This is a genomic window from Tsukamurella ocularis, from assembly GCF_965138335.1.
GTDB classification, from domain to species: Bacteria; Actinomycetota; Actinomycetes; order Mycobacteriales; family Mycobacteriaceae; genus Tsukamurella; species Tsukamurella ocularis_A.
The window spans coordinates 1-9,829 of the sequence record NZ_CBCSDV010000058.1; the positions used below are offsets into that span (position 1 = coordinate 1).

The 9,829-nt window shown below is 72.3% G+C and carries 9 protein-coding genes and 2 pseudogenes; 3 read left to right on the plus strand and 8 right to left on the minus strand.

Features of this window, described 5'->3' with window-relative positions; all coding sequences use genetic code 11:
* Positions 1 to 203: pseudogene (locus ACNAYW_RS24275) on the minus strand (hypothetical protein); the annotation flags it as partial.
* Between the two features lie 716 nt (positions 204 to 919).
* Between ACNAYW_RS24275 and ACNAYW_RS24280 the strand changes: the two are divergent.
* Complete coding sequence (locus ACNAYW_RS24280) at positions 920 to 1,675, plus strand: SDR family oxidoreductase (protein WP_415852165.1); 756 nt, start codon at positions 920 to 922, stop codon at positions 1,673 to 1,675.
* 83 nt (positions 1,676 to 1,758) lie between these two features.
* Here ACNAYW_RS24280 and ACNAYW_RS24285 read toward each other — a convergent pair whose 3' ends face one another.
* Both ACNAYW_RS24285 and ACNAYW_RS24290 read right to left on the minus strand, forming a co-directional pair.
* Positions 1,759 to 2,508: an SDR family oxidoreductase gene (locus ACNAYW_RS24285; protein ID WP_415852166.1), complete on the minus strand. Its 750-nt coding sequence runs from the start codon at positions 2,506 to 2,508 to the stop codon at positions 1,759 to 1,761.
* A gap of 83 nt (positions 2,509 to 2,591) precedes the next feature.
* Positions 2,592 to 4,253, minus strand: a complete 1,662-nt coding sequence (locus ACNAYW_RS24290; RefSeq protein WP_415852167.1) for a CocE/NonD family hydrolase — start codon at positions 4,251 to 4,253, stop codon at positions 2,592 to 2,594.
* Positions 4,254 to 4,309: 56 nt separating this feature from the next.
* Between ACNAYW_RS24290 and ACNAYW_RS24295 the strand changes: the two genes are divergently transcribed.
* Positions 4,310 to 4,969 (plus strand): TetR/AcrR family transcriptional regulator, encoded by a 660-nt coding sequence (locus ACNAYW_RS24295; RefSeq protein ID WP_415852168.1) that lies wholly within the window; start codon positions 4,310 to 4,312, stop codon positions 4,967 to 4,969.
* A gap of 127 nt (positions 4,970 to 5,096) precedes the next feature.
* On the opposite strand, the gene ACNAYW_RS24300 is transcribed toward ACNAYW_RS24295, so the two are convergent.
* Positions 5,097 to 6,248 carry an FAD-dependent monooxygenase gene (locus tag ACNAYW_RS24300; protein ID WP_415852169.1) on the minus strand — a complete coding sequence of 384 codons (1,152 nt, stop codon included), beginning with the start codon at positions 6,246 to 6,248 and terminating at the stop codon, positions 5,097 to 5,099.
* Between the two features lie 166 nt (positions 6,249 to 6,414).
* On the opposite strand from ACNAYW_RS24300, the gene ACNAYW_RS24305 reads away from it, so the two are divergent.
* Entirely contained in the window at positions 6,415 to 6,945 is a 531-nt protein-coding gene (locus tag ACNAYW_RS24305) for an FAS1-like dehydratase domain-containing protein (RefSeq protein ID WP_415852170.1), read from the plus strand.
* A 10-nt stretch (positions 6,946 to 6,955) separates the two neighbouring features.
* Here ACNAYW_RS24305 and ACNAYW_RS24310 read toward each other — a convergent pair.
* The 4 genes and pseudogenes from ACNAYW_RS24310 to ACNAYW_RS24325 form a co-directional block, all read right to left on the minus strand.
* On the minus strand, positions 6,956 to 7,789 hold an 834-nt coding region (locus tag ACNAYW_RS24310), incomplete at its 5' end, for an AAA family ATPase (protein ID WP_415852171.1).
* Between the two features lie 7 nt (positions 7,790 to 7,796).
* Positions 7,797 to 8,323, minus strand: a pseudogene (locus ACNAYW_RS24315) (type VII secretion AAA-ATPase EccA); the annotation flags it as partial.
* A 59-nt stretch (positions 8,324 to 8,382) separates the two neighbouring features.
* Positions 8,383 to 8,865: a hypothetical protein gene (locus ACNAYW_RS24320; RefSeq protein ID WP_415852172.1), complete on the minus strand. Its 483-nt coding sequence runs from the start codon at positions 8,863 to 8,865 to the stop codon at positions 8,383 to 8,385.
* A gap of 42 nt (positions 8,866 to 8,907) precedes the next feature.
* Positions 8,908 to 9,829, minus strand: a 922-nt coding sequence (locus ACNAYW_RS24325; protein ID WP_415852173.1) for a helix-turn-helix domain-containing protein, incomplete at its 5' end; no start/stop codon positions are given.

Consider the following 9,829-nt stretch of genomic DNA (forward strand, 5'->3'; position numbering starts at 1 on the left):
GGTACGAACGGCGCGGGTGGGAACGGCACGAGCGCGACCAGCGCGGGTGCGAACGGCCCGGGTGGGAACGGCGCGGGTGGGAACGGCGCGGGCGCGGGGGCGACTGGCGCGTCCGGCCGCACCGGCGGCGGCGCACCCGCCGCGACGGCCCAGGGCGGCGGTCCACAGAACGGGTCGAGCGGCAGTGCCCAGGGCGGTGGCACCCAGGGTGCCTCCGTGCAGGGTGGATCGAGCGGCGGCACCGGCGCGGGACGGACCGCTCCGCAGCGTCCCGCTCCGCAGGCCGCGGGCGCACAGGGTGCGGCTCCCCAGGCCACAAGCCCGCAGGGCCCATCGGGCGCAGGCCGCACGGCGCCGTCCGGCNCCGCCGGAGGTAGCGGCGCCGCGGACTCCTCCGGCGGCGCCGGCTCGAACGGAACCTCCGCGGGCGTCGGAACCTCCACGGGCGCAGTCGCTCCCGATGCGGGCGCGGATGCCCCGGTGCAGGCGGCGGGCACGGACGCCGAAGAGGGCGCATCGACGCCGGGATCGGATCGTGAGACGTCCGCCGCGCTGACGGGCACCGGATCCACCGGCGCCCGCGTCGAGGGCGGTAGCGGGGCGGCCGGCGGCGTGACGTCGAAGGGCGCGGGTGGATCCGCGACCACCGGTTCGGGCGGTGCGGAGTCGGGTTCGAGCGGCGGCTCCGCGACCACCGGCACGGGCGGCACCACGGACTCAGGTGTCTCGGCTTCTGTCCCGAGCGCGTCCACCTCGACGGGTACGGGCGACTCGGGCGAGTCCTCCGGCGGTGGAGGCCTTCTCGGCGGGCTGATCGACGCCCTCCCGTTGCTCTAGCGGCGCGGTACCCGGAGTTCCACCGGCCCCTGAGTCCGGAGGTGAGTCGTACTGTGGAGACGGGCGAGAAGGGCGGTGAACCGTGGACCTGCACCTGGATGGACGGGTGTACGTGGTGTCCGGCGCGTCCGCCGGGATCGGCGCTGCCATCGCCGACGCACTCATCGCGGAAGGTGCACGGGTCTGCGGGTTCTCGCGTACCGGCTCGGAGCTGGACGACGGCCGCCGCCTGTTCGTGCGGGCCGACGCGGGCGACGACGCCGCAGTAGCCGCCGTGGTCCGCCGGTGCCGGGAGCGGTTCGGTCGCATCGACGGTGTCGTCGCCAACGCGGGACGCGGCGGCCGAGCCGCCGCGGACGCACCGATCGAGATGTGGCGAAACCAGTTCGACGTCAAGGTCGCCCATGCCGTGAACCTGGTCGAAGCCGCGCACCAAGATCTCCAACAGTCCGAGCACGCCGCGATCGTGCTGATCAACGCCGTGAGTGCGCATACTCCGGATTCCGGGATGGCTCCCGTCTGTGCCGCTCGCGCCGCGCTGGCCTCGTATGCGGTGTCCCTGTCCGACCGACTCGCGTCCGACGGGATCCGCGTGGTCTGTGTGAACGTGGGCGTCATCGACACCGAGCGACAACGCGAGCGGCACCGGGCGTCGGGGAGCGGCGCGGACTACCCGACCTGGCGAGAGGCCGAAGCTGCTCGTCGCGGCGTACCCCTGCGCCGCATGGGCGTGGCGAGCGAGGTCGCCGACACCGTCGCGTTCCTGCTGTCCCCGCGCTCGGCGTACACGACCGGGACGTCGATCGACGTGGCGGGCGGGCTGAGTGCCCGGATGTGAGTCAGTCCGGCGGCGACCAGCGCTGACGCGGAGAAGGGAACGACGACGGTCACAGTCCGCGAGGCTCCTCTGCGCCGCCGTGGTCAGACCTGACTGGTGGGCAGGACGAACAGGTCGGCCACGTTCACGTGCGCGGGAGCGCGCAGGGCGAAGAGCACTGTTTCTGCCAGGTCCGCGGGCGTGATCAGTTGCTGTTCGGCGGCGCTCGCACGCACGGCGTCTTGCAGTGCGGGGTCGGACGTCGTCCCGAGGAGCTCGGTGTCGGCGGCGCCGGGCTCGAGGGTGGTGACCCGGACGTTGTGGGCGGCCCCGACTTCCTGACGCAGACCTTCGGAGAAGGCGCTCACCGCGTACTTGGTGGCGGAATAGACGGCGAACCCTGCGCCGAAGATGCGCCGCCCGGCGATCGACGAGACGTTGACGATGTGGCCGGATCGCTGTTCGATCATCGTGGGGAGGACGGCGGCGACGCCGTTCAGGACGCCCTTGAGGTTGACGTCGACCATCTGGTCCCATTCGTCGGTCTTGAAGGCGTCGAGGGGTGAGATGGGCATGATTCCGGCGTTATTGATGAGGATGTCGATGCGGCCGAACTGCGCCTGGAGCCGGTGGGCGGAGTCTCGCACCGACGTGACGTCGGTGACGTCGGTGGGCAGGACGAGTGCGGTCGCGCCGGTCTGGTCCAGTTCGGCCTTGAGGGACTCGAGGCGATCGGCGCGGCGAGCGGCGAGACCGACGTTGACTCCGGCGGATGCGAGTGCCCGGGCGATGCCGGTGCCGATTCCGCTCGAAGCGCCGGTGACGAGTGCGGTCTTGCCCGTGAGGTCGGTCATTGCTGTTGTCTCCAGTACGTACGTGAGGGGTGTGAAGTTCTTACGGGGATGAGTCGTCCCTGCGGAGGGAGGCGGGAGCGTCGTCAGCCGACGACGGGGAGCGTGATCCGCGCGGGGGTGACGGGGCCGTGCGGGATGCGGTGGTCACTGCTGCGCATCGAGGTCCCGGTGGCCACAGGGTCGCCGGTGCCTAGGTTCCGGTCGTACTGCGGGTAGGCGCCGCCGGCGAGCTGCACCCGGATGCGGGAGCCGGCGGAGAAGACGTGATGCAGCGGGTCTGCGTTGAGGGTGATGACGCTGTGGCTCTCGCGGAGGCGCAGGTAGGCATCGGCGATGGCGGTGCTGACGCCCTGGGCGTCGACCTCGCAGATGCGCACCGAGATGTCGGAGAAAGGATTGTCGGACTGGTGTTGCAGCTCGATCGTCGGGATGCCGGCTACTTCGAGAGCGCCGGTGAGCGGGGCGCTGGTGAAGGTGAGGACGTCGTCGCGCTCCTCACGACTCCGATTGTCGCGGCGGCCGGCCTGGGCGTCGAGGGTGCGGCCGCCGATAGAGGGCGTCGGGTCGTGCGGGTCGTATCGGAAGGTCGACGAGGGCTCGGGAGAGGAGGGCTCGTCGCGGGTGAGCCGGCCACCGGATCGCAGATGCCAGTGCTGATCCGAGGTTGCAGGGGGCCAGGAGGTGAGATCGCGCCATTCGTCCGTGCCCGTCACGAAGATGCGCGCGGCCGCTCGGCCCCCGGTCTGGTTGCGGCGCGCGAGGTGGGTATCGAGCCAGTCGAGGGCTTCTCGCGTGACGATGTCGCCGGCGTTGATCATCGTTTCGACGTGCGTCCATGGTCCGACGGTCAAGGCCACGTCGGCGCCCAGGGTCTTGAGCTCCCGGTACTGATCGATCGTCTGCTCAAGGAATGCGTCCTGCCAGCCGCCGGTCAGGAGGGTCGGCACGTTCGACTCGCTGACCGGGACACGATTGGTGGCCCAGTAGGCGTCGGTGATGTCCTCGTGCTCAGCCCACTCGCGGAAGTACGGCGCGGCCTTGCCGAAGACCTTCTCCGCGGTGTCGATCAGGGGTACGCCGTCGATCGCCGCGGTGGTGCGTCGTTTGCCGGTGAGCGCTCCGATCACCAGGCTCGTGAACCAGCCGTGCTGCTCCTGAGTGCTGACGGCGTTCGCCCAGAACACCGCGGATTGCAGTGCGAGTGCCCCGGTGGAGCGGAAGAGGCGCCCGGCATCGTTCGGGCCCACGATGATGATCGAGGCGACCAGCTCCTCGGGAGCATCCGCGAGGAGAGCCCACTGCGTCCACCCGAGGTAGGACATGCCGACGGTGGCGAAGGTTCCTGTGAACCACGGCTGTTCCCGCAGCCAGGCGACGGTGTCCTGAGCGTCGTTCGGCTCCGCGCTGATCTCGGGCGCGACCCCACCGGAACCGAAGGTCCCCCGGCAGCTCTGCATCACGACCTGGTAGCCGCGCTCGGCGAACACGTGCGCGTACAGATTCGAGTAGGGAGGGCGCCGCCCGTACGGGGAACGCACGAGCACGGTGCCGAGGGCCTGCCCGGTGGGCACGTAGCGGTCGGCGATGAGGTCGATGCCGTCGCGCATGGGGACTCGAAGCCCCTCGTCGACTCGATACGACGACGTGGCCTTGGGGAGCCGCAGAGCGCGGGAAACCGCCGCATCGCCGAGCGCTCGCGCCCACGAGCGTTTGCGACCGGAGTTCGGAGTTGCGATGTGAGGCATTGCGGTCATCCTGACGACGAGTGAAACTGACAGTGTCAGTATTCTAGACTCGGATCATGGTGAACGTCCAGGCCGCGCGAACAGCGGGCGTGAAAGCAGGCCTTACCCGGGGCGCCGTCCTCGAGGCGGCTCTCGCGCTGGTCGACGCGGAGGGCATCGAGCGATTGAGCATGCGACGGCTCGCGGCGACGCTGGACGTCGAAGCGCAGAGCATCTACAACCACATCGCGAACAAGCAGGATCTGATCGACGGCGTCGTCGAGATCGTCCTCGCTCCCGCGATCGGGATCTCAGTGGAGGTGTCCTGGGGGGAGCGGTTGACCGAGCACCTGCGCGGGATCCGACAGCAGTTCGTCGAGCATCCCCGGGCGTACGACTTGGTCCTGCAGGCCAGTACGCGATCGGTGGCGATCGGAAGGACCACCACGCAGCTCCTCGCGATCCTCGAAGAGGCGGGCCTTGAGGGGTGGCAGCAGCGGCAGGCGTTCACGATGATCACCTCTGCACTCGACGGCTTCGTGATCGGTGAGCGGTTCCGGTCGCGGATGGGGGCGATCCCGGACGACTTACCGGAGGAGTTCGCGGAGTTGCCCGCGTTCTTCGGGGCGCTGGAGCAGGACGGCGCGACAGCGCATTTCGAGGCCGTGATCACCCGGCTCCGCGACGCGGTCGCCGACATGAACGTTGGTCGGGCTTCTCCGCTGATGAAGTCGTAGAGACGCCCGCGTCGTGTGATGTGCTGAGCGCCGATCGACGTCTGCGCGCAGGTGGCGCTGTTGGCAGCGACATCGCTCGGCCCAGAAACGATCGACGTGGCGGGCGGGCTGAGTGCCCGGATGTGAGTCAGTCGGGCGGCGACCAGCGCTGCGCGCTGCGGAAGACCCTGTCCATCAGTGCGTTCGGCGCACCGCGCAGCATCAGGTCGCGCCCGCGGGCGAACACCGGCGTCGGCCACTGCAACGCCGCGCCGATCAGGTGGGCCTGCCGCGCGATGGACTGCGTGCGGGGCCGGCGGGCCTTGTCGTAGGCGGCCAGCTTGGTGGGGATGTCCCGCGGGTCGGGGTCCCGCGCGATCGGCCGGAGCAGCGAGACCAGCACCGCGGCGTCCTCCAGTGCCAGGTTGGCGCCCTGCCCGAGCGTGGGCGGCATGGCGTGCGCGGCATCGCCGACCAGCGTCGCCGGGCCGCGCGAGTAGGTGCGCAGCGGGTGCGCGAGCCGCTCGATCGGCTGGTAGCCGATCCGCTCCGGGGCGGTCGCCGCCAGCAGCTCCGGGATCGGGTCGTGCCAGGCGCCGTACCGCTCCTCGAGCTCCCCGGGCTCGGGGAGGTCGTCGTCGGCCGCGGGACGCACCGCGAACCAGTAGACCCGGCCGTCCCGCAGCGGGACGTACCCGAACCGCTCGCCCCGGCCGAAGCTCTCGCCGCTGTCGGGCAGCGCGACGGGGGTCTCGGTGATGCCGCGCCACGCCCCGTAGCCGCAGTACGCGGCGCCGGGATCGCCGGCGTGGCTGCCGCGCACCCGGCTCCGGATGCCGTCGGCGCCCACCAGGACGTGCCAGTCCTCGAGCAGCCCGCTCGGGCCGAGGTCCAACGTCTCGCGGCTGAGCCCCTCCACCCGGATGCCGGGGCGGACGGTGTCCGGGGCGAGGTCCCGGAGCAGGGCGCGGTGCAGGTCGGTGCGGTCCACCGCGCGCAGTTCGGCGAGGGTGGCGGGGGAGAAGACGGAGAGCCGGGTGCCGTCCGCGCTGCGCGTGCCGTACGGGATGGACGGCGGACCGTCGGCCACGACCTCCCGCACCCGCTCCTCAAGGCCGAGCGAGCGGAGCGCCGCGAAACCGTTGGACAGCAGCGTGAGACCGGAGCCGCGGGGGAGGAAGCGGGCCGCCTGTTCGAGGACGATCACCTCGGCGCCGGCGCGCTGCAGCCCCGACGCCACCGCCAGCCCGCCGATGCCGGCGCCGACGACGGCGACGCGCAGTGAGTTGGTCCTCCACATGCCCTCGACGCTAGTGCGGATCGGCCGCCGTGTCACCGAGGCGCGGGCCGTGTGACACGCCTCGTTGTCACAGGGGTGTCCTGCGTTTGGGATCCCACTCGACCTGTGGTTATTCTTGTGCGTCCCTCCACTGCTGAAACGAGGGCAGAGCCCTCGAGGAGTGACCGTGGCCGTCGCCGACGAATGGGAACTGTGGTTCCCCGATGCATACGAGATCGGCGCGGAGACGGTGCGGTCGTTCGCCCGCGCGACCCGCAGCTGGGACGTCCCCTACGCGGTCAGTCGCCGCCTGCCGGACGACGTGGCCGTCCCGGCGACCATGCTCGGCGCCCCCATGCTGCAGGCCGCGTCCGCGGTGGTCGGCAGGGCCATCCCCGGCTGCAACCTCGCCGCGATCCTGCACGCCGGCCAGTCCTTCACGTACCTGCGTCCGCTGCACGTGGGCGACGTCCTGAGCCTCGGCGTGCGGCTCACCTCGCACATCGTCAAGGCCGAGACCGATCTGATCGTGGTCGAGTGCATGGTCTACGCGGACGAGGAGCCCTCGCTCCGCGGGGAGATCTTCCTGGTCCACAGCCAGCGCGAGACGGGGATCGACTACGCGGCCGCCGACCGGCTCGCCGACGAGGTGATGATGACCGGCACCGGGCCGTCGAACAGCGACGCCTACGCCGCCAACGTCGCCGGATCCCGCTAGCCCGGGCGGATCAGACCGCGGCGCCGAGCACCCCGTCCAGCGCCCGCGCCATGTCGGCGGCCTCGATCCGCATGAGCACGGCCTCGTCGACGCCGGCCAGATCCAGGCCCGAATCGGCGAGCCGCAGCTCCCGCTCCTCCTCGGCGGCCTCGATCACGTTGCGCACGAAGCGGCCGTTGCCCAGGCGGTCCAGCCGATCGGCGACGCCGGCGCAGCAGGTCTCCAGCACCGCGGCCGCCTCGCCGGTGAGCAGGGCGTCGCGCGAGCGGGCCAGCGCGGCCCCGATCTCGGCGAGCTCACCGGGCGTGTAGCCGGGGAATCGGATGCGCCGCGCGAACCGCGAGGCCAGGCCCTCGTTCGAGCCGAGGAAGCGGTCGATCTCGGCGTCGTAGCCGGCGACGATCACCACCAGCCGGTCGCGGTCGTTCTCCATCCGCGCGAGCAACGTGTCGATCGCCTCCTGCCCGAAGGCGTCGCCGCCCGAGAGGCCCTCCTGCACCAGGGTGTAGGCCTCGTCGATGAACAGCACGCCGTCGAGCGCGGAGTCGATCACGGCGGAGGTCCTCTGCGCGGTGGCGCCGAGGTACTGCCCGACGAGATCGCGCCGGGAGCACTCGACCACCGTGTCGGTCGCCAGCAGCCCCAGCCCGCGGTACATCCGCGCGACGATCCGCGCCACCGTCGTCTTGCCCGTGCCGGGCGGCCCGGTGAAGGCGAGGTGCAGCGAGCGACTCCCGCTCGACAGCCCGCGGTCGGCGCGCACCCGGGCCAGTTGCATCGTCGTTCGCAGGCGCGCGACCTGCTCCTTCACCTCGCGCAGTCCCACCTGCCGCTCCAGTTCGGCNGCCGCNGCGGCGAGCACGGGATCGTCCCAGTCGGCGTGCCCGGCGAGCGCGGTCAGGACGTCGGGCCACCGTCGGGTCCGGGCGGCCGTGACGGCGCGCTGGTAGTGGACGACCGGGTGCGCCGGGGCGGCGGCGAGGACGCGCTCGGCCTCCTCGGGCGCGCCGTCGGCCAGCAGCCGCGCGGCGTAGGCGGCGTGCGCGGTGGCGGCGTCGCGCAGCGGATGGTCGACGTACAGCCCGGTGGCGAAGGTACTGCTCAGCGCGCCGGGAGCCAGGCCGAGCCGGCGCGCGGCGGCGCCGATCGCGTGGGCGTGGCGGTGCAGCGCCGCGAGTACCTCGGCGGTGTTCTCCCCGGCGGCGGCGCGGCCCAGCCAGGCGTCGGCCAGCCCCGGATCGGCGGCGGTCGCGGCCTCGAAGGCGCGCCGCGCGAGCGCGGGGTCGGGTGGTGCCGCCTCGAACTCGCCGATCCCGATCCCCAGCGCCGCGACGCCGGCGCGGAAGGCCTGCACGGCCCGCAACACGGAAGTGCTCATGGATCCCCCCGGACAGCGACGAGGATCCCCCGATCCTCTTCGCCCCACGCTAGCGGCGGTCAGCGCGCGAGGAGGGCGATCTCGCGGATCTCGGCCAGATCGGGGCCGTACTCCGGCGACGACCAGAACCGCAGGCGCCAGTGGTCGTCGCCCTCGCCGGCGTGCCGCGCGGCGGCCTCGACCTCGTAATAGCCGCGGGCCATCGGGAACTCCAGTACCTCGCCGGGGCCGTCGGCGGTGGGCGAGAACCATTCGACCGAGCCGGAGGTGTCGACGCACAGCTGGGTGCGCAGCACGGTGTCCCACTCGCCCTCCTGCGGCGGCACGGAGTCCCAGTGCTCGAGCTCGACGGGCATGGCGGCCTGCGCCCGCGAGGGCGACGCGAAGCCGGCGGTGGCGCGGTTGGTCGCGGCGCCGTGCACCGTCACGGCGGCCAGCAGGTCCTCGGGCACCCGGTGCCCGAAGCAGCTGCCGAAGAACTTCCCGTCGCGCAGGTCGAGCACGCCGGAGAGCTGCGTGAGGATCTGGGGTTCGAGGCGCATTCCGCCATTGTCCCCCGAACCCGGTGCGCCGGGCGAGCCCGTTCAGATCGCGGCGCGGCGCACCTCGCCGGCGGACCGCCCGAACCGACGCTTGAACGCGGTCGTGAAGTACGGGAGGGACGAGAATCCGCAGCGGGCGGCGACATCGGCGGTGCGCAGACCCGGTCCGGCGCGGGAGAGCAGGCTGTGTGCCAGGTCGAGCCGGCGGGAGAGGACGTGGCGGGGAACCGTCGTCCCGTCGTCCGCGAAGACGCGGGACAGCTGGCGTTCCGAGATCCCGACGGCCGCCGCGATGTCCTGGGCCGCCAGTCCGGGATCGTCGAGGTGGTCGTCGATGAACGCCCGCGCCGCCGCCCGGTGGGCCAGGGCGGACGCGACGGCGCCGCGGGTCGACACGACCGCGAGGGTCTCCAGGAGGCCCCGCTCGTCGGCGGGGAGCGGTGGTACGGGCACCAGCGCGCGGCCGACCTGCCGCGCCAGCGCCCTGCTGTACTGGTCACCGGCGATATCGATGATCGTGGTCGCCACCGTCGCCCGTCCGGTCAGCTCCGTCCAGGCCGCGCGCGGCACCGTCACCGCGAGCTCGTCGAGGCCGTGGTCGAAGGCCCGCCGGAACGGGCGGTCCGCGTCGCACACGAGCATCTGGCCCGGGCGCATCACCGCCCGCAGGTCGTCGTGCTCGACGAGGGCCTCGCCCCGGCGCGCCAGGTACACGGCGACCGCGTCGACGGGGCGCGCCGCCACCAGGGACCGGTCGCGCCGCACATGGTGGGGCGTGCTCCACACGTGCGCGAGGCGGACCGACGCCAGCTGGACGTTCTCCTCGCGGCCCCGGAACCGGTCCCCGTCGGCGATGCGGCACGACAGCTCGATCAGGTTCGAGGCGTTGTGTCGCTCCCACGCGCGCAGCGCCGAGAGGTCCGGCGAGGACACCTCGAAGGACCGCGTCGGGGCGGGCGGGACG

What these genes read in the sequence shown, in the direction of transcription:
- ACNAYW_RS24285 (WP_415852166.1), bottom strand. Translation starts at nt 2,508, where the DNA reads ATGACCGACCTCACGGGCAAGACCGCACTCGTCACCGGCGCTTCGAGC.
- ACNAYW_RS24290 (WP_415852167.1), bottom strand. Translation starts at nt 4,253, where the DNA reads ATGCCTCACATCGCAACTCCGAACTCCGGTCGCAAACGCTCGTGGGCG.
- ACNAYW_RS24320 (WP_415852172.1), bottom strand. Translation starts at nt 8,865, where the DNA reads ATGCGCCTCGAACCCCAGATCCTCACGCAGCTCTCCGGCGTGCTCGAC.
- ACNAYW_RS24300 (WP_415852169.1), bottom strand. Translation starts at nt 6,248, where the DNA reads ATGTGGAGGACCAACTCACTGCGCGTCGCCGTCGTCGGCGCCGGCATC.
- ACNAYW_RS24295 (WP_415852168.1), top strand. Translation starts at nt 4,310, where the DNA reads ATGGTGAACGTCCAGGCCGCGCGAACAGCGGGCGTGAAAGCAGGCCTT.